Here is a 17,683-nt window from a genome sequence, read left to right on the forward strand (position 1 = left end):
GAACAATGGCCGGTGTTATACCACAGCGCCACCTCCGGAGCCCCTTGCCATGCCTATTGCAGCCCCACCGCAAAGCCTTTCCGTGGTCCTCCTCGCTGGCGGTCGAGGGCAACGCATGGGCGGCCGTGACAAGGGTCTGATGACGTGGCGAGGCCGGCCGATGATTGCCTGGCTGCACGATCAGGTGCGACCACTGACCGATGATTTGATCATCTCCTGCAACCGTAACCACGAGGCGTACGCGCCCTACGCGGACCGCCTGGTCAGCGATGACAGCAGCGACTATCCAGGGCCATTGGCCGGCATCCGCGCCGCTCTGCAGATTGCCCATCACCCGCTCCTGCTGGTGCTCCCCTGTGACGCACCGAGGGTTGACCGCGCGTTACTCGCCGACCTGCTTGCGCTGGCCGGCGAGAGGCCAGTGATGGCGCAGCGTGACGGCCATTGGGAACCGTTGTTCGCGGTGATCCCCGTCAGTCTGCTGCCCTCTCTCGAGCAAGCCTGGCGGGACGGCCAGCGCAGCATGCAACGCTGGCTGCAGGCCCATCAGCCCGCAGCGCTGGTCTGCACCCCGGACGATTCGCGGCTGAGCAATATCAATTCCGCCGAGTTGCTCGAATAAAGCAGGCTTGCGAGACACGCCAGCGAAGCGGATAAATAGGGTGGAACTTGGGCTCGACGTGCCCGTCTTAGCCCAAGTAATCATTTAGCTTCGGTTTAAGGAGACATGCCATGAAACAACGGACTATCGCTGCATTTCTACTCGCGCTCGGCCTGGTAACCCTGGCAGGTTGCTCCACCCCATCGGTGATCACGCTGAACGACGGCCGTGAAATCCAGACCGTGGATCGCCCGGACTTCGATGACGACACCGGGTTCTACGAGTTCGAACAGCTGGATGGCAAGCGCACCAAGGTCAACAAGGACCAGGTTCGCACCGTCAAGGAACTGTAAGCTCGTTTGCCGCTAGTGGGTGCTCGTACGCAGTGCGACACCCGCTCAAAAATTTCGCGCTAACCCCTTGTGCTGCAAAACTTTTTCAGTACAATTTGGCGAATTCGGAGTGTAGCGCAGCTTGGTAGCGCGTCTCGTTCGGGACGAGAAGGTCGCAGGTTCGAATCCTGTCTCTCCGACCAAATCCCCAAAAAAACCGGCCCTAGTGGCCGGTTTTTTCGTTTCTGCCCTTTACGTCGAAATTGCCCTTGGCAGTTGGTGCTCCTCCTTTGTAACAGGCCAAAAAAAGCCCGCCAGATGGGCGGGCCAGTGACCTTCCCCTAGCCGGGAAAGTCGACGACATCGGCGATCATCAAACCTTGCCGGCTGTTGGCTCAGGAGCGATCACGGCTTCAGGGCGACCACCGGAAGCCAGCTCTCGCTGCAGAGTGTCTTCGTCCAGTTGCTTGCACCATTTGGCGACCACCAGAGTGGCAACGCCGTTACCGACCAGGTTGGTCAGGGCGCGGGCTTCGGACATGAAACGGTCGATACCGAGGATCAGTGCCAGGCCAGCGACCGGCAGGTGACCGACCGCCGAGAGCGTAGCGGCCAGGACGATAAAGCCACTGCCGGTCACGCCGGCTGCGCCTTTGGAGGCCACCAGCAGCACCAGCAACAGGGTGATCTGATGGGTGATGTCCATCGGCGTGTCAGTGGCCTGAGCGATGAACACCGCGGCCATGGTCAGGTAGATCGAGGTACCGTCGAGGTTGAAGGAGTAACCCGTAGGAATCACCAGGCCGACGACCGACTTGTTGGCGCCGAGTTTTTCCATCTTGGTCAGCATGCGCGGCAGCGCCGACTCTGACGACGAGGTACCCAGCACGATCATCAGCTCTTCACGGATGTAGCGGATCAGGCGCAGCACGCTGAAACCATGAGCACGAGCGATACCACCGAGCACCACTAGCACGAAGAACACGCAGGTGATGTAGAAGCAGATCATCAGCTGACCGAGCTGCACCAGCGAGCCGACACCGTACTGGCCGATGGTGAAGGCCATGGCGCCGAAGGCACCGATGGGCGCGAGCTTCATGATCATGTTGATGATGCCGAACATCACGTGAGCGATGCGATCGATGAACTCGAGCACTGGCCGACCGAACTCACCCATGCGCTGCAGGGCGAAGGCGAAGATCACCGAGAAGAACAGCACCTGCAGGATATCGCCATTGGCGAACGCGCCGACCACGGTGGAAGGGATCACGTTGAGCAGGAAGCCGATGGTGCTCTGTGCCTCACCCGCCTGGGCATAGGCAGCGATTTTGCTGGCATCCAGGGTAGCTGGATCGATGTGCATGCCAACGCCCGGCTGCACCACGTTGACCACGACCAGGCCGATCATCAGCGCGATGGTGGAAACGATCTCGAAATACAGCAGCGCGTAGCCGCCGGTCTTGCCGACGGCCTTCATGTCCTGCATGCCGGCGATACCGCTGACCACGGTGCAGAAGATGATGGGCGCGATAACCATCTTGATCAATTTGACGAAACCGTCACCGAGCGGTTTGAGGGCAACACCTGTTTCCGGGTAGAAGTGACCGAGAAGGATGCCCACGGTGATGGCGAACAGTACCTGGACATAAAGCATTTTGTAGAACGGTTGACGGACAACGTCATTCGTTGTGGCAGTCATGGTGAATCCTCATGGGCACGGCAATGACATCCTGCGACGTCCGCACCACTTTCTTGTTTAGGCGCCAACCCTCATGACCTAGAGGGGTTGTTAGAGGTGCGAAAAACGCAACCTTGACGCAGCAAGAGCAAGGGCCATGCCACACACATGAAAACAGTAAAAGCTTTGATTATCAGGGTGTTCGGAGGGAATAAAGGGTGCTCGAAAGATCATCGTGGCGGCTTTCCGCACGAAGGCTTCGCTAACCGTGGCGGATTCCCACCACGCTTAGCAAGGCAGGATCAGAGCCGCACCCGGAACGCTGCGCCACCCAGTTCGGACTCTTCGAGGAACAGCTCACCTTCGTAGCTTTCGATGATGTCCTTGACCACTGCGGTGCCAATGCCCTGCCCCGGATGCTGAGCATCCAGGCGTTCGCCACGACGGAGAATACGCTCGCGCTGATCGACCGGCACGCCCGGCCCATCATCCTCGACGCAGAGGTGGCAGGCGCCATCCTCGATGCGCGCGGAAAGCCGAACCTGCCCGAGGCACAGGCGATAGGCATTCTCCAGCAGATTGCCCAGCAACTCGAGCAACGCGGCGCGCTCCATGGGGATTTCCAGCCAAGGATCGAACTGCCGCAACACCGCCACCTGTTTGTCGCGATAAACCTTGTCGAGTGCCTCGCAGAGGTTGTCCACCACCCGCGCCAGCGGCACACGGTGGCGCACCAGACCGCTTTTGCGCAGGCTGGCGCGCTGCAGCTGGTAGCCGATCTGCTGGCTCATGCGCTCAATCTGCCCCTGCAGGATATGCGACTGCTCGCGGTTTTCAGGCTTGGCCGCGATGACTTCCGCTGCGCCTTGCAACACCGACAGTGGCGTCTTCAGGCTGTGCGCCAGATCGTCCAGCGAATGACGATAGCGCTCACGCTGCTGGCGCTCACTGTCCAACAGGCGGTTCAACGAGCCGGTCAGGCGCAGCAGCTCGCGGGGATGGTCATCGCTGAGCCGGTCGCGCGTGCCAGCCTCCACCTCGTCCAGCTCTTCACGCAGCCCGCGCAGGCTGCGAAAGCCCCAGGTAAGGCCAAACCACAGCAGGCCGAGAAGCACCAGCAGCGCGCCAGCCAGCCACAGGTACAGCTGGGTCATGAAGTCGTGGTACAGCGCGCGGGTATCGCTGGCCGGCTGCATGGTGACGATGCTGAACGCGGCACTCTCGCCACGCAGCAGCTTGATCTCTACGTCATAGACATAAAATTCGACGCCCTGGCGGTCACGAACGCGCAGCAACTGATCACCACGCCCGTCATAACGCGGCAGATAGGAGACCGATATATCGCGGGCAGAGCGCGACTGCCAGAGCAGATTGCCGTCGCGGTCATAGATGAATCCCAGCAGCTCCGCATCGGGAATATTGAATTCCTCGTCAGGCAGCTTTTCGGGCATTCTCAGCTTGCCCTCGTCGGTACGGGCTGCGGATATCAACGCACCGGCGTCAGCGGCCAGGCGCTTTTCCACTGACTGTTCCAAGGCAATCAAAAACGCACTGCGCAGTGCGGGCAACAGCGCCAGCATGAACAACACTGCCAGCACCGCACTGCCAAGCATCAGGCGCAGCCGCAGGGAAGAGACCCAATGCTCGCGCAAACGCCTGAAGCCTGCCTTCATCGACAGCGCTCAGTGAACAGGTAACCCTGGCCGCGCACCGTCTCGATAGGTTTGAAGCCGTTGCTGCTTTCCAACTTGCGACGCAGACGACCGACCAGCACTTCGATCACGTTGGGATCGCGCTCGTCGTCATCAGGATACAGTTGCTCGATCAGGCGCTCTTTCGGCACTACCTGCTGATGATGGCGCATCAGGTATTCAAGAATGCGGTACTCGTAGGCGGTCAGGCCCATCCCAGTACCATCGATGAGTGCCTGCTTGCGGTTCATGTCCAGCAGCAACGGGCCGGCTTCGATAGTCGACTGGATAAAACCGGAGGAGCGGCGCAACAGGGCGTTGAGGCGGGCTTCCAGCTCTTCGAACTGGAACGGTTTGACAACATAGTCGTCAGCGCCGGAGGCGAGGCCTTCAACCTTGTCCTGCCAGTTGCCGCGGGCGGTGAGAATCAAAATGGGGAAGGTCTTGTCGCGGCTGCGTAGCTGACGGATCAGATCCAGCCCGCTGATGCCCGGCAAACCGAGATCGATCACAGCCAAGTCATGGTGGTATTCATCGACGCGATACAGCGCCTCTTCGGCGTTGGCGACCGCGTCCACCACGTGGCCCTGTTCGCCGAGTCGGGTATAGAGATGGTGACGCAGCAGCGCCTCATCCTCCACGACCAGCAATTTCATCGTCGTATTCCCTCTTCATCAGGATTGAAGCCGGATCACCTCAGAGGTGATCCGGACCCGCTACAACAGATTAGAACTTGTAGTTGGCACCCAGGTACCACTGGCCGCTGCTGTGCAGGTCGATAGAGCCGACCTTGCCTTCGCCATGCGGTGCGAACTCGGTGCTGGCATTGGTGCGCAGGTAACGGTAGCCGCCTTCGACGGAGGCATTTTCGTTGACTTCCTGCAGCAGGCCCGCCTGCAGGCCGGCAGCATACCCGACATTGGTGTCACGCGAGACACCCGCGCTGTTCTGCTCCAGCTTGACCAGACCCAGCGTGCCACCACCGAACAGCTTGGTGCCGTCCTGGTTCAGCGGCAGGAAGGCGTCGTAGCTGCCGAGCAGGTTTTGCTGGCGCAGCTTGAGACCGTTGTTGCTGCCAGAGATGTATTCGTAGGTCGCGTAGTAACGACCAGCGTCGTTCTGCTGACCGGCACGGACACCCCAGGTGCTGCTGTTATTGATGACGCTGTCGAAGTTCGGGTTGCCGAGGTTGGCATTCAGCGCCGAAGACTTCTGGATGTTGTTGCTGGTTTGGCCCCAGGTCAGACCGGCGAAATTGTTGTCGGCGTGGGCGACGGTAGCAGCGCCGAACACCATGGAAGTCGCCAGAGCCAGCTTGGTAAGAGTCGATTTCATGAGATGCCTCTCGAATGGCAGTGGGTGAATGAAAAACTCGAGAATCATCCTGCCCGGTGTCGACTGAACCCTCGCTGAACCCCTCCTGAACCTCACCTGAACAGCCGGCCCAATGGCCATTTCCACACGACTGACAGGGAAAATCGCCGCATCATTGACCAAGATCAATTCCCCCACAGAAAACGTGACTATAGTCAACGCATAACAAACAGAGACCGCTGAGAACCGAGCACCCTGCCCGTTTCTCGCATCGCGGCACATCAACCAGCCTGACCGATGAAGAACTGCCCATGCCCAGCCCATCCGAAGATACCGGGGGAAAACGCCGCGAACGCCGGCTGTTTCTGTTCCTGGTGATATTCCTCTTCCCGCTGCTCTCCGTGGCCCTCGTCGGTGCCTACGGGTTCGCCGTGTGGTTCCTGCAGATGCTCTTCGGCCCACCCGGCCCGCCGCATTGACCGTTAACCGGACACAAGAACCCGACATGGACGCCCCCCTGCATATCGCCAGTTTCGTCGTACATGCCCGCCCCGAGCAGCTCGATGCGGTGCTCGCCAACCTGCGCCTGCTCAATGACCTTGAAGTGCATCAGCACAGCCCAGAAGGCAAGGCCGTGGTGGTGATCGAGGCCACCGACGAGCAACTGATCATGCAGCGCATCGAGCAGATCAACGCCCTGCCCGGCGTGCTCAATGCGGCCCTGATTTATCACGAATGCCTCAGCTCGGAAGGAGCCGCTCCATGAGCATGACCCGCCGCGAATTCACCAAGGCCCAGGCCGCCGCGATTGCCGCAGCCGCCGCAGGCCTGCCATTCGCCTCGACCGCCAGCAACCTAGTGGCCGACGCGGACACCACGCGCCTGGATTGGAACAAGGCGCCCTGCCGCTTCTGCGGCACTGGCTGCAGCGTCATGGTGGCGACCCGCGACAACCGTGTGGTGGCGACCCATGGCGACATCAAGGCCGAGGTCAACCGCGGCCTGAACTGCGTCAAAGGCTACTTCCTGTCGAAGATCATGTACGGCGTCGATCGCCTGACCACACCCCTGCTGCGCATGAAGAACGGCGTCTACGACAAGCAGGGCGAGTTCCAGCCGGTCAGTTGGGAGCAGGCCTTCGACATCATGGAGGACAAGTTCAAGCAGGCGCTGCGCGAGCATGGCCCGCAGGCCGTGGGCATGTTCGGCTCCGGTCAATGGACGATCTGGGAAGGCTACGCCGCCAACAAACTGATGAAGGCCGGCTTTCGCAGCAACAACATCGACCCCAACGCCCGCCACTGCATGGCCTCGGCGGTGATGGGCTTCATGCGCACCTTCGGCATGGACGAACCAATGGGCTGCTACGACGACATCGAAGCCACCGATAGCTTCGTGCTGTGGGGCTCGAACATGGCCGAGATGCATCCGGTGCTGTGGAGTCGGGTCACTGACCGGCGCCTGAGCAAGCCCGACGTCAAGGTTGCCGTGCTGTCGACCTTCGAGCACCGCAGCTTCGACCTGGCCGACATCCCCATGGTGTTCAAGCCGCAGACGGATTTGCTGATCCTCAACTACATCGCCAACCACATCATCCAGAGCGGCGCGGTGAATCGGCAGTTCGTCAGCAACCACACGCGCTTCGCCCTTGGCGCCGACGACATCGGCTACGGCCTGCGCCCGGACAATCCGCTGGAGCTGAAGGCGAGGAACGCGAAGAACGCCAATACCTGGAGCGACATCTCTTTCGAGCAGTTCGCGGCCTTCGTCAAACCCTACACCCTGGAACGCGCCGCCAAAGAATCTGGCGTACCGGCGGAACGCCTCAAGGCGCTGGCCGAGCTGTATGCCGACCCACAACGCAAGGTGGTCTCGTTCTGGACCATGGGTTTCAACCAGCACACCCGCGGCGTATGGGCCAACAACCTGATCTACAACATCCACCTGCTGACCGGAAAGATCAGCGAGCCGGGCAACAGCCCCTTCTCGCTGACCGGCCAACCCTCAGCCTGCGGCACTGCCCGAGAGGTGGGTACCTTCTCCCACCGCCTGCCAGCTGACCTGGTGGTGACCAACCCGAAACACCGCGCCACCGCCGAAAAGATCTGGAAGCTGCCCGCCGGCACCATCCAGGAGAAACCCGGCTTTCACGCCGTGGAGCAGAGCCGCATGCTCAAGGACGGCGTGCTCAAGGTGTACTGGACCCAGGTCAGCAACAACATGCAGGCCGGCCCCAACGTGATGCAGGAAGTGCTGCCCGGCTGGCGCAAGCCGGACAACTTCGTGATCGTCTCGGACGTCTACCCGACCGTCTCCGCCCAGGCTGCCGACCTGATCCTGCCCAGCGCCATGTGGGTCGAGAAGGAAGGCGCCTACGGCAACGCCGAACGTCGCACACAGTTCTGGCATCAACTGGTCAGCGCGCCGGGCGAGGCGAAATCCGATCTCTGGCAGCTTGTGGAGTTCTCCAAACGCTTCACCACCGACGAAGTCTGGCCCGCTGAACTCCTCGCCAAGGCGCCCGAGCTCAAGGGCAAGACGCTCTATGAGGTGCTGTACAAGAATGGCCAGGTGGACGCGTTCCCAACTGAAGAACCAGAAGGCAGCTTGCGCAACGATGAAGCCAAGGCATTCGGCTTCTATCTGCAAAAGGGGCTGTTCGAGGAATACGCGCAATTCGGTCGCGGCCACGGTCACGACCTGGCGCCCTTCGAGCGCTACCACACAGAACGCGGCCTGCGCTGGCCAGTCGTGGACGGCTCGGAAACCCGCTGGCGCTACCGCGAAGGCCATGACCCGTACGTGGCCAAAGGCAGCGGCGTGCAGTTTTACGGTTACCCGGACAACCGCGCGATCATCTTCGCCCTGCCCTATGAGCCGCCGGCCGAGGCGCCGGATAACGATTACCCGTTCTGGCTGAGCACCGGCCGCGTACTCGAGCACTGGCACACCGGCAGCATGACCCAACGCGTCGACGAGCTGCACCGCGCCGTACCCGATGCCCTGGTGTACATGCACCCGGACGACGCCCGCGCGCTCAACGCCCGGCGCGGCAGCGAGGTGAAGGTGATCAGCCGGCGTGGCGAGATTCGCGCGCGCATCGAGACCCGCGGGCGCAACAAGCCGCCACGCGGCCTGGTGTTCGTGCCGTTCTTCGATGCCAACAAGCTGATCAACAAGGTCACCCTCGACGCCACCGACCCGATCTCCAAGCAGACCGACTACAAGAAGTGCGCGGTGAAGATCCAGTTGATCAGCGCAGCCTGAGGAGAACAGCGATGAACGTGCGTTATCTGCCCCTGCTGCTGCTCGCCGCCTTTGGCGTGGCGCTGGCCGCCGACCTGGGTTACCCACTGGATGCCCCGGCACCGGATGGCAGGCGGCCCGGCGGTACCCTGACCCAGGAATTCCCCGCGCCGCGCATCGCCCCCGAGGAGAACAAGGACATGCGCCGCGAGCGCAACTACCCGGAACAACCGCCGACCATTCCGCACACCATCGCCGGCTACCAGGTGGACAAGTACGGCAACCGCTGCCTGGCCTGCCACAGCCGCGCCAACAGCGCGCGCAGCCAGGCGCCGATGATCAGCATCACCCACTACATGGACCGTGACGGCCAGCCGCTGGCGGCGATGTCGCCGCGCCGCTATTTCTGCACCCAATGCCACGTGACCCAGGCCGAGGTAAAGCCGCTGGTGGAGAACGGCTTCGAGAACATCGACCGGCTCTTGCAGCAAGAAGCCAACCCCGCCGGGCACCCCTGAGGAGGCACTATGAAATCGCTGCTCGCTTTCCTTGGCGCTTACTGGACAGTGCTGCGCCGTCCCAGCGTGCATTACAGCCTGGGGTTCCTGACCCTGGGCGGTTTCATCGCTGGAATCATTTTCTGGGGCGGTTTCAATACCGCGCTCGAGGCGACCAACACCGAACAGTTCTGCATCTCTTGCCATGAGATGCGCGACAACGTGTATGTCGAACTGCAGGACACCATCCATTACAACAACCGCTCCGGGGTGCGCGCCACCTGCCCCGATTGCCACGTGCCGCACCAGTGGACGGACAAGATCGCGCGCAAGATGCAAGCCTCCAAAGAAGTCTGGGGCAAGATCTTCGGCACCATCAGCACCCGCGAGAAATTCCTCGAAAAACGCCGCGAGCTGGCCGAACACGAGTGGGCGCGCCTCAAGGCCAACGACTCGCTGGAATGCCGCAACTGCCACGACTTCGACTTCATGGACTTCACCCGCCAGAGCAAGCGCGCCGCGCAGATGCACTCCACCGCGCTGGCCAATGGCGAAGCCACCTGCATCGACTGCCACAAGGGCATCGCCCACAAACTGCCGGACATGAGCGGCGTGCACGGCTGGTAAGGATCTGAGCAGCGCGGCAGAATGCCGGCCATGAAAACAGCCCACCTGCCCCGCTGCTGCAGCCCTCTAAACGATCATTGGCCGTTCACTCAGCCATTGCTCGGTGCGCACCTGATCAGCACGCATTTCGACGCCGCGCTAGTCGATGATGCCGACTATGCGGCCGCTGGTGTGCACCCGGTTCGCGGCGTTGCCAAGCGGCAGGCCGAACACCTGGCCGGGCGTATGTGTGCTCGCGAAGCCCTGTATCGGGTAACGGGTGTGGCAAGCGTGCCAGCTGTAGGTGAGGACCGCGCGCCACAGTGGCCGGAGCAGGTTAGCGGCTCGATTACCCACAGTCAGGGCTGGGCAGCCGCCATCGTTGCGCCAGCGCAGCAGTGGCGCGGCCTGGGTCTGGATGTCGAGCGGCGGCTGTCGAGCGAACGGGCCGAACGGCTGGCGGGGGAGATTCTCACCGCAGACGAACTAAGCCGCATCGCGCCTCTAACGCCCGAGCTGCGGGCTTGGCAGATCAGCCTGACCTTTTCCCTCAAGGAAAGCCTGTTCAAGGCGCTCTATCCGCTAGTGCTCACGCGCTTCTATTTCCAAGATGCAGAAGTGCTCAGTATCGACTCGGCGCAACAGACCGCACGCCTGCGCCTGCTCATTGACTTGAGCGAAGCGTGGCCAGCCGGCAGCGAGCTCAGTGGCCTGTATGCCGAGTTGGATAATCAGCTACTCAGCCTGGTGGCGATTGCCGCAGATTGATCAACGGCTCTCGTAGCCTGCGGTTGAGCGCAGCGATCCCCAGGGTGAACGCGCAGACGGCGCCGATCTCAAGACAGCTCCCGGGTATCGCTTCGCTCAACACCGGGCTACCTGAACTGATCCCAGCATACGCAAGGAAACGTCAACAGCGCCGCGGGCAAATCCGATAAACTTGGCCGCATTGCCGTCCGGAGTGCCCCATGCGCGAAGAACTGAACCAAGGCCTGATCGATTTTCTCAACGCCTCACCCACGCCCTTCCATGCCACCGCCAGCCTGGCCATGCGTCTCGAGACTGCAGGCTTCCGTCACCTCGACGAGCGCGCGCCCTGGCAGACCGAAGCGGGCGGCCGTTATTACGTGACCCGCAACGACTCCTCGATCATCGCTTTCAAGCTGGGCCACCGTGCGCCGATCGACGGGGGCATCCGCTTGGTCGGGGCCCACACCGACAGCCCCTGCCTGCGCGTGAAGCCGAACCCCGAGCTGCAACGCCAGGGTTTCTTCCAGCTTGGCGTGGAAGTCTACGGCGGCGCCCTGCTCGCCCCCTGGTTCGACCGTGATCTGTCGCTGGCCGGCCGCGTGACCTACCGCCGCGATGGCAAGGTGGAAAGCGACCTGATCGACTTCTACCAGCCGATTGCCGTGATTCCCAGCCTGGCCATCCACCTCAATCGCGAAGCCAACCAGGGCTGGGCGATCAACGCCCAAAACGAACTGCCGCCGATTCTCGCGCAGCTCGCGGGTAGCGAAAGCGCAGACTTCCGCGCCCTGCTCAGCGAGCAGTTGGCGATGGAACACGATTTCAATGCCGATGCGGTGCTGGATTACGAACTGAGCTTCTACGACACCCAGAGCGCCGCGGTCGTCGGCCTCAACCAGGATTTCATCGCCGGCGCTCGCCTGGACAACCTGCTGTCCTGCTACGCCGGCCTACAGGCGCTGCTCGATGCCAGCGACGACGAAACCTGCGTATTGGTGTGCACCGATCACGAAGAAGTCGGCTCCAGTTCGGCCTGCGGGGCCGACGGCCCGATGCTCGAGCAGGTGCTGCGCCGCGTGCTGCCGGACGGTGACGGTTTTGTACGCACCATTCAGCGCTCGCTGATGGTCTCGGCCGATAACGCCCACGGTGTGCACCCGAACTACGAGAGCAAGCACGACAGCAACCATGGCCCCAAGCTCAACGCCGGCCCGGTGATCAAGATCAACAGCAACCAGCGCTACGCCACCAACAGCGAAACCGCCGGATTCTTCCGTCACTTGTGCCTGGAGAACGAAGTGCCGGTACAGAGCTTCGTGACCCGCAGCGACATGGGTTGCGGCTCGACCATCGGCCCGATCACCGCCAGCCAACTGGGCGTACGCACCGTCGATATCGGCCTGCCGACCTTCGCCATGCACTCGATTCGTGAGCTGGCCGGCAGTCAGGATCTGGCGCATCTGGTGAAAGTACTCGGCGCCTTCTACAACAGCCATGACCTGCCCTGAGGCCTGCATGATCGAACATATCCGCAACAGCCTGACCGAAGCCCAGCGCGCGCTCGATGCCTTCCTTGGCAACGAGCAGACCCTGACCCACATCGAGCAGGCCGCGCGCCTGCTGGTGACCAGCTTTGAAGCCAAGGGCAAGGTATTTTCCTGCGGTAATGGCGGTTCCATGTGCGACGCCATGCACTTCGCCGAGGAACTCACCGGGCGCTACCGCAAGAACCGCCCAGGCATCGCTGCCGTATCGATCAGCGACGCCAGCCACATCAGCTGCGTAGCCAACGACTTCGGTTATGACCACATCTTCTCGCGCTACGTGGAATCCCACGGCCGCGAGGGCGACGTGTTGCTGGCCATCAGCACCAGCGGCAAGAGCCCTAACGTGGTCAAGGCCGCCGAAGCCGCCAAGGCACTGGGCATCAAGGTGATCGCCCTGACCGGCAAGCCCGGCTCACTGCTGGAAAGTCTGGCCGACGTGTGCATCTGCGCGCCGGGCGGCGACTTCGCCGACCGCACCCAGGAGCTGCACATCAAGGTCATTCACATCCTGATCGAACTGGTCGAGCGCAGCCTCAGCCCGGAAAACTACGCGTGAGCAGGCTGCGGCGTCACCTGGCGCCGCAGCTTGAAAAGCCGCCTGAGTGATGGAGAACTGGCGCGTGACCCGCCTGAACAACCTGCTGCCACGTTTCCTGTTGCTGGTGCTCTTGGCCCTGCCCTGCTTCGCGGTACACGCGGCAGGCATTCCCGGGCTGTTTCCCAGCACTGGCAGCCAGAATCCGCAGCCCTCGGCAGAGCAGACCCTGGACCGCTCGCTGGATGAGGTGATCCAGTCGCTGGAAAACGACAAGCAGCGCACCCAGCTGCTCAATGACTTGAAAACCCTGCGCGACGGCACTCAACAGGCGCAGCCCGATGTGCGTGACGGCGTGCTCGGGCTGATTGGCAGTACGCTTTCAGGCATCGAGAAGCAATTTTCCGGCGAGCACAGCCCGCTGGCGCGCTGGCAACTGGAAATCGCCCGCAGCAAACATGAGCTGGCCGAGTTGATGCCAGAAGCCGGGGAGCGTCTGGCGCTGATCAGCAACTTCGCACTGATTCTTGGCGTCTGGAGCCTGCTGGCTTTCGGTTTGCGCGCGCTGAGCCATCAGGTGCGCACCCGCTTCGGGCTGGCCGAGGAGTTGCCGCAAAGCCCGCGACCCAGTGACCTGCTGCGCTTTGCCTTGCGCAAGCTCGGGCCGTGGTTCGCCGCACTGCTGATCACCGGCTATCTGAGCTACGTACTGCCCGCCTCGCTGGGCCGTGATCTGGCGATGGTGCTCGCCTACGCGCTGGTAGTGGGTACCTGTTTTTCGGCGATCTGCGTGATCGGTTTCTCGCTACTCGACGGCCCGCACCGGCGCACCGCCCTGCACATTCTCCGCCGTCGCGCGTTCCGGCCATTGTGGTTGATCGGCAGCTTCGCGGCGTTCGGTGAAGCGCTGAGCGACCCACGTCTGGTCGCCAGCCTTGGCGCCAACCTGGCCCACACCACCGCTACGCTGACCAATGTGCTGGCAGCCTTGTGCTCCGGGCTGTTCATCCTGCGCTTCCGCCGCCCGATCGCTCACCTGATGCGCAACCAACCGCTGGAGCGCCGCCTCAAGCAACGCGGCATCAGCGAGACGGTCGAGCTGCTCGGCAGCTTCTGGTACCTGCCGGCACTGGCGCTGGTGGCGATTTCCCTGGCTGCCACCTTCGTCTCCGCAGGCGATACCAGCACGGCATTTCGCCAGGCACTGGTATGTACCGTGCTGCTGGTGACCTGCATGGTGATCAACGGCCTGATCCGCCGGCGCATGCTCAGGACGCGCCTGCGTCATCGCCGCCATGCAGCCTATTTCGAACGCTTCCAGAATTTCTTCCATGCCTTGCTGAGCGTGGCTATCTGGCTGTTCTTCCTCGAGCTGGGGCTGCGGGTATGGGGGTTCTCACTGATCCGATTTGCCGAAGGTGACGGCCATGAGATCAGCCTTAAGTTCATTGGCCTGGCAGCCACCCTGGCCTGCGGCTGGTTGGTGTGGATTCTCAGCGACACTGCGGTTCATCACGCGCTGACGCGATCGCGCAAGGGCCAGACCAACGCCCGTGCGCAGACCATGATGCCGTTGATCCGCAACGTGCTGTTCATCACTATCTTCATCATTGCCGCCATCGTCGCCCTGGCCAACATGGGCATGAACGTCACCCCGCTGCTAGCCGGTGCCGGCGTCATCGGCCTGGCCATCGGCTTCGGCGCGCAATCGCTGGTAGCGGATCTGATCACCGGGCTGTTCATCATCATCGAGGATTCCCTGGCGATCGACGATTACGTCGATGTCGGCGGCCACCTTGGCACTGTCGAAGGGCTGACCATTCGCACGGTGCGCCTGCGCGATATCGACGGCATCGTGCATACCATCCCGTTCAGCGAAATCAAGAGCATCAAGAACTACTCGCGCGAATTCGGCTACGCGATCTTCCGCGTTGCGGTGCCCCACGACATGAACATCGACGCGGCCATCAAGTTGCTGCGCGATGTGGCCACCGAGCTGCGCAACGATGTGCTGATGCGCCGCAACATCTGGTCGCCGTTGGAGATTCAAGGCGTGGAAAGTTTCGAGTCGGGCAACGCGGTGCTGCGTGCACGCTTCAAGACCGCGCCGATCAAGCAGTGGGACGTGTCACGTGCGTTCAACCTGGCACTCAAGCGTCACCTCGACGAATCCGGGCTGAGCCTCGCGACGCCGCGTTTGAATATCCAGATGACCGCCGTCAGCCCGACGCACCAGAGTAACCATGCCAGCCAGCCGCATCCGGCTGACCAGTAGGAACCAGCGCACATCCCGATGGGCGAGCCCGGTCTCGCCCATACAGGTTGCATACTTTCCGCTACCATGGCGGCACACTTGCCAATCGATAGGGACATCCCATGGATATTTCCACCCTGATCATCATTGCCGTGCTGGTCGCTGTGGTCGTTTACGTGATCAGTATCTACAACCGCCTGGTCAGCCTGCGCAATCGTTACCAGAACGGCTTCGCGCAGATCGAGGTGCAGCTCAAGCGCCGCTACGACCTGATTCCCAACTTGGTGGAAACTGCCAAGGGCTACCTGAGCCATGAGCGTGAAACCCTGGAAGCGGTGATCGCGGCACGCAACGGCGCGGTCGAAGGCCTCAAGCAGGCCTCGCAAAACCCCGGCGACGCGCAAAGCATGAACCTGCTGGCCAACGCTGAAGGCGTGCTGAAAAATGCCATGGGCCGCCTCAACGTCACGGTTGAAGCGTACCCGGATCTCAAGGCATCGCAGAACATGCAGCAGCTCAGCGAAGAACTGACCAGCACCGAGAACAAGGTAGCGTTCGCCCGCCAGGCCTATAACGACGCGGTAACCGCCTACAACGCCTACCGCCAGAGCTTTCCGCCGGTGGTGCTGGCCGGTGCGTTCGGCCACGGTAGCGACGCCGCACTGCTCGAGTTCGCCGACAGCGCGGCGATTCAGGAAGCTCCGAAAGTCTCGTTCTAAGCGCGGCGGATTAGATGGATTTTTTCGAACAACAAGACCGCGCCCGGCGCAACACCGGGCGCCTGCTCATGCTGATGGTGCTGGCGGTGATCACCCTGATCGGCACCACCACGTTGGTGATAGCCATCGCCTGGCAGGTCTACCAGTACGGCAACTACAGCCTGCAGGCGCTCAATGCGCAGCTGCTCGGTAGCGTGGCGCTAGTGGTGGTCGGCGTGGTGTTCCTTGGCTGGGCATTCAAGGCCCTGCAGCTAAGTGCTGGCGGCAAGGTGGTCGCCGAACGGTTGGGCGGGCGCCTGCTCAATCTCAAACCGCAGGGCTTGCACGAACAGCGCGTGCTCAACGTAGTGGAAGAGATGGCGCTGGCTGCAGGCGTGCCGGTGCCGCCGGTGTACTTGCTCGAAGAAACCTCGATCAACGCTTTTGCAGCGGGCTTGCGCCCCGAGGATGCGGTGATCGGCGTGACCCGCGGGGCCATCGAGACGCTCACCCGTGACGAGCTACAAGGCGTGATTGCCCACGAATTCAGCCATATCCTGCACGGCGACATGCGCCTCAATACCCGCCTGGTCGCAGTGCTCAACGGCATTCTACTGCTCGGGCTGATCGGCGAACTGGTGTTGCGCGGCGGCAGCCACACCCGCCATGCGCCGCGCAGCAGTTCCAACGACAAGGGTCGTGGCAATGCCGTCGCCTTGGTCATGGTGGTCGGCCTGGCGTTGCTGATCATCGGCTACGCCGGCACCTTCTTCGGTAACCTGATCAAGGCGGCCGTGAGCCGCCAGCGCGAATTTCTCGCCGATGCCTCGGCGGTGCAATACACCCGCAACCCTAACGGTATCGCCGGCGCGCTGAAGAAACTCGGCCGCGGCTCGCAGCTCGAAGCCAGCCATGCGGCGGAGTACAGCCACATGTATTTCGGCCAGGGCCTGGCGCTGAGCAAGATGATGGCCACCCATCCGCCGCTGGAAGAGCGCATCCGTCGTATCGATCCGAACTGGGACGGCGTGGTGCTGGGTGACGAAGTTTTCGAACGCCCCGCTCAGCCACCATCGGAGTCAAACGAGGCCACGGCAGGCTTCAGCGCGGCGGCGGCAGGCGTGGCCATCGCCAGCATAGGCGAGCCGCAATCGCTGCATATCGATGAAGCGCGAGACAGCCTGGCGCAGATAGACGAGCGACTGCGCGACGCGGCTCACGACCCGCACGGTGCCTTGGCGATCCTCTACGGCCTGCTACTCGGCCACGACGCGGATACGCGCCAGCAACGCATGAGTTGGATGCAGGCGAACCTCGCACCGCTTATCTTTGACCGCCTGCTGGACCTGGGCAGCGCGCTGCAACAATTGCCGGCTGGCCGACGCCTGCCATTGCTGGAGTTGTCGATACCGGCACTCAAGCAACTCGAGCCGCAGGATTTCGTCACCCTCAAGCGCGATATCGGCACGCTGTTGATCAGCACCAAGCAACTGGACCTGATCGAATGGGCGTTGCTGCGCATCGTCGAACGCAACCTGGGCATGCAGCGCACGGTCGATGGCCGCTTGCCGTTGGCCTCGCTGGGTAATGAAAGTTGTGTGCTGTTGGCGGCCTTGGCGCGCCACGGCAGCAGCCACGAACACGCTGCGTCCGAAGCCTTCCAGGCTGCCTGGAGTACCCTGCCTTTTACCCCGAGAATTTTCGCCGAGCAGCCCGAAGCCAGCGTCACTGAACTCAACGCTGCGCTCCATCGGCTCAATCAGATGCGCCCGCTGCAAAAGCCGCAGCTGTTAAAGGCCATGGCACGCTGCATCGAGCAGGACGGCCGCATCAGCGCCAGCGAAGCTGAGTTGATGCGCGCCGTGGCCGATACGTTGGATTGCCCGATGCCGCCGCTGCTGAGTGATCACCTGGAAGCGGCACCGGCTTAAAGC

General features: G+C 62.2%; 17 protein-coding genes and 1 tRNA gene. 14 read left to right on the forward strand and 4 right to left on the reverse strand.

Going from position 1 to position 17,683, the window contains the following annotated elements; genetic code table 11:
• The first annotated feature begins 49 nt into the window (after nucleotides 1-49).
• From mobA to BLS60_RS10315, 3 genes are all read left to right on the forward strand, one after another.
• On the forward strand, nucleotides 50-622 hold the full coding sequence (gene mobA / locus BLS60_RS10305) for a molybdenum cofactor guanylyltransferase MobA (RefSeq protein WP_092367598.1): 573 nt from the start codon (nucleotides 50-52) through the stop codon (nucleotides 620-622).
• Nucleotides 623-732: 110 nt separating this feature from the next.
• On the forward strand, nucleotides 733-954 hold the full coding sequence (locus BLS60_RS10310; protein ID WP_070881991.1) for a YgdI/YgdR family lipoprotein: 222 nt from the start codon (nucleotides 733-735) through the stop codon (nucleotides 952-954).
• A gap of 105 nt (nucleotides 955-1,059) precedes the next feature.
• Nucleotides 1,060-1,136, forward strand: a tRNA-Pro gene (locus BLS60_RS10315).
• Between the two features lie 170 nt (nucleotides 1,137-1,306).
• On the opposite strand, the gene BLS60_RS10320 is transcribed toward BLS60_RS10315, so the two are convergent.
• From BLS60_RS10320 to BLS60_RS10335, 4 genes are all read right to left on the reverse strand, one after another.
• Complete coding sequence (locus BLS60_RS10320) at nucleotides 1,307-2,632, reverse strand: dicarboxylate/amino acid:cation symporter (protein WP_070881990.1); 1,326 nt, start codon at nucleotides 2,630-2,632, stop codon at nucleotides 1,307-1,309.
• A gap of 281 nt (nucleotides 2,633-2,913) precedes the next feature.
• Nucleotides 2,914-4,284, reverse strand: coding sequence for an ATP-binding protein (locus BLS60_RS10325; protein ID WP_070881989.1), 1,371 nt, complete (start codon nucleotides 4,282-4,284; stop codon nucleotides 2,914-2,916).
• Nucleotides 4,281-4,958, reverse strand: coding sequence for a response regulator (locus tag BLS60_RS10330; RefSeq protein ID WP_070881988.1), 678 nt, complete (start codon nucleotides 4,956-4,958; stop codon nucleotides 4,281-4,283). Before BLS60_RS10330 ends, BLS60_RS10325 begins: the two co-directional genes overlap by 4 nt.
• Nucleotides 4,959-5,028: 70 nt before the next feature.
• Nucleotides 5,029-5,637: an outer membrane protein gene (locus BLS60_RS10335; RefSeq protein ID WP_070882056.1), complete on the reverse strand. Its 609-nt coding sequence runs from the start codon at nucleotides 5,635-5,637 to the stop codon at nucleotides 5,029-5,031.
• Nucleotides 5,638-5,927: 290 nt separating this feature from the next.
• Here BLS60_RS10335 and napE point away from each other — a divergent pair, with 290 nt between their 5' ends.
• The 11 genes from napE (at nucleotide 5,928) to BLS60_RS10390 (ending at nucleotide 17,680) form a co-directional block, all read left to right on the forward strand.
• Nucleotides 5,928-6,095: a periplasmic nitrate reductase, NapE protein gene (gene napE, locus BLS60_RS10340; protein WP_070881987.1), complete on the forward strand. Its 168-nt coding sequence runs from the start codon at nucleotides 5,928-5,930 to the stop codon at nucleotides 6,093-6,095.
• A 26-nt stretch (nucleotides 6,096-6,121) separates the two neighbouring features.
• Nucleotides 6,122-6,382 carry a chaperone NapD gene (locus BLS60_RS10345; RefSeq protein WP_092367601.1) on the forward strand — a complete coding sequence of 87 codons (261 nt, stop codon included), beginning with the start codon at nucleotides 6,122-6,124 and terminating at the stop codon, nucleotides 6,380-6,382.
• Complete coding sequence (napA, locus tag BLS60_RS10350; RefSeq protein WP_092367604.1) at nucleotides 6,379-8,883, forward strand: nitrate reductase catalytic subunit NapA; 2,505 nt, start codon at nucleotides 6,379-6,381, stop codon at nucleotides 8,881-8,883. The genes BLS60_RS10345 and napA overlap by 4 nt, the downstream gene beginning before the upstream one ends.
• 11 nt (nucleotides 8,884-8,894) lie before the next feature.
• On the forward strand, nucleotides 8,895-9,380 hold the full coding sequence (locus tag BLS60_RS10355) for a nitrate reductase cytochrome c-type subunit (RefSeq protein WP_092367606.1): 486 nt from the start codon (nucleotides 8,895-8,897) through the stop codon (nucleotides 9,378-9,380).
• A 9-nt stretch (nucleotides 9,381-9,389) separates the two neighbouring features.
• Nucleotides 9,390-9,986: a cytochrome c3 family protein gene (locus BLS60_RS10360; protein WP_070881983.1), complete on the forward strand. Its 597-nt coding sequence runs from the start codon at nucleotides 9,390-9,392 to the stop codon at nucleotides 9,984-9,986.
• A gap of 21 nt (nucleotides 9,987-10,007) precedes the next feature.
• Complete coding sequence (locus BLS60_RS10365) at nucleotides 10,008-10,733, forward strand: 4'-phosphopantetheinyl transferase family protein (protein ID WP_092367608.1); 726 nt, start codon at nucleotides 10,008-10,010, stop codon at nucleotides 10,731-10,733.
• 200 nt (nucleotides 10,734-10,933) lie between these two features.
• Nucleotides 10,934-12,223 (forward strand): M18 family aminopeptidase, encoded by a 1,290-nt coding sequence (locus tag BLS60_RS10370; RefSeq protein WP_092367611.1) that lies wholly within the window; start codon nucleotides 10,934-10,936, stop codon nucleotides 12,221-12,223.
• Between the two features lie 7 nt (nucleotides 12,224-12,230).
• Nucleotides 12,231-12,818, forward strand: a complete 588-nt coding sequence (gene lpcA / locus BLS60_RS10375) for a D-sedoheptulose 7-phosphate isomerase (protein WP_092367614.1) — start codon at nucleotides 12,231-12,233, stop codon at nucleotides 12,816-12,818.
• A gap of 64 nt (nucleotides 12,819-12,882) precedes the next feature.
• Entirely contained in the window at nucleotides 12,883-15,072 is a 2,190-nt protein-coding gene (locus tag BLS60_RS10380; protein ID WP_476742260.1) for a mechanosensitive ion channel family protein, read from the forward strand.
• A 101-nt stretch (nucleotides 15,073-15,173) separates the two neighbouring features.
• A complete protein-coding gene (locus BLS60_RS10385) occupies nucleotides 15,174-15,770 on the forward strand; it encodes a LemA family protein (protein WP_070881978.1) in 597 nt (198 codons plus the stop codon).
• Between the two features lie 14 nt (nucleotides 15,771-15,784).
• Nucleotides 15,785-17,680 carry a M48 family metallopeptidase gene (locus BLS60_RS10390; protein WP_092367620.1) on the forward strand — a complete coding sequence of 632 codons (1,896 nt, stop codon included), beginning with the start codon at nucleotides 15,785-15,787 and terminating at the stop codon, nucleotides 17,678-17,680.
• The last annotated feature ends 3 nt before the right edge of the window (nucleotides 17,681-17,683 follow it).

Origin of the sequence: Phytopseudomonas seleniipraecipitans (assembly GCF_900102335.1) — a bacterium.
GTDB classification, from domain to species: Bacteria; Pseudomonadota; Gammaproteobacteria; order Pseudomonadales; family Pseudomonadaceae; genus Aquipseudomonas; species Aquipseudomonas seleniipraecipitans.

What these genes read in the sequence shown, in the direction of transcription:
- BLS60_RS10330 (WP_070881988.1), bottom strand. Translation starts at nt 4,958, where the DNA reads ATGAAATTGCTGGTCGTGGAGGATGAGGCGCTGCTGCGTCACCATCTC.
- BLS60_RS10325 (WP_070881989.1), bottom strand. Translation starts at nt 4,284, where the DNA reads ATGAAGGCAGGCTTCAGGCGTTTGCGCGAGCATTGGGTCTCTTCCCTG.
- BLS60_RS10355 (WP_092367606.1), top strand. Translation starts at nt 8,895, where the DNA reads ATGAACGTGCGTTATCTGCCCCTGCTGCTGCTCGCCGCCTTTGGCGTG.
- BLS60_RS10370 (WP_092367611.1), top strand. Translation starts at nt 10,934, where the DNA reads ATGCGCGAAGAACTGAACCAAGGCCTGATCGATTTTCTCAACGCCTCA.
- mobA (WP_092367598.1), top strand. Translation starts at nt 50, where the DNA reads ATGCCTATTGCAGCCCCACCGCAAAGCCTTTCCGTGGTCCTCCTCGCT.
- lpcA (WP_092367614.1), top strand. Translation starts at nt 12,231, where the DNA reads ATGATCGAACATATCCGCAACAGCCTGACCGAAGCCCAGCGCGCGCTC.
- BLS60_RS10345 (WP_092367601.1), top strand. Translation starts at nt 6,122, where the DNA reads ATGGACGCCCCCCTGCATATCGCCAGTTTCGTCGTACATGCCCGCCCC.
- BLS60_RS10365 (WP_092367608.1), top strand. Translation starts at nt 10,008, where the DNA reads ATGCCGGCCATGAAAACAGCCCACCTGCCCCGCTGCTGCAGCCCTCTA.
- BLS60_RS10385 (WP_070881978.1), top strand. Translation starts at nt 15,174, where the DNA reads ATGGATATTTCCACCCTGATCATCATTGCCGTGCTGGTCGCTGTGGTC.
- napE (WP_070881987.1), top strand. Translation starts at nt 5,928, where the DNA reads ATGCCCAGCCCATCCGAAGATACCGGGGGAAAACGCCGCGAACGCCGG.
- napA (WP_092367604.1), top strand. Translation starts at nt 6,379, where the DNA reads ATGAGCATGACCCGCCGCGAATTCACCAAGGCCCAGGCCGCCGCGATT.
- BLS60_RS10310 (WP_070881991.1), top strand. Translation starts at nt 733, where the DNA reads ATGAAACAACGGACTATCGCTGCATTTCTACTCGCGCTCGGCCTGGTA.
- BLS60_RS10360 (WP_070881983.1), top strand. Translation starts at nt 9,390, where the DNA reads ATGAAATCGCTGCTCGCTTTCCTTGGCGCTTACTGGACAGTGCTGCGC.
- BLS60_RS10320 (WP_070881990.1), bottom strand. Translation starts at nt 2,632, where the DNA reads ATGACTGCCACAACGAATGACGTTGTCCGTCAACCGTTCTACAAAATG.
- BLS60_RS10390 (WP_092367620.1), top strand. Translation starts at nt 15,785, where the DNA reads ATGGATTTTTTCGAACAACAAGACCGCGCCCGGCGCAACACCGGGCGC.
- BLS60_RS10335 (WP_070882056.1), bottom strand. Translation starts at nt 5,637, where the DNA reads ATGAAATCGACTCTTACCAAGCTGGCTCTGGCGACTTCCATGGTGTTC.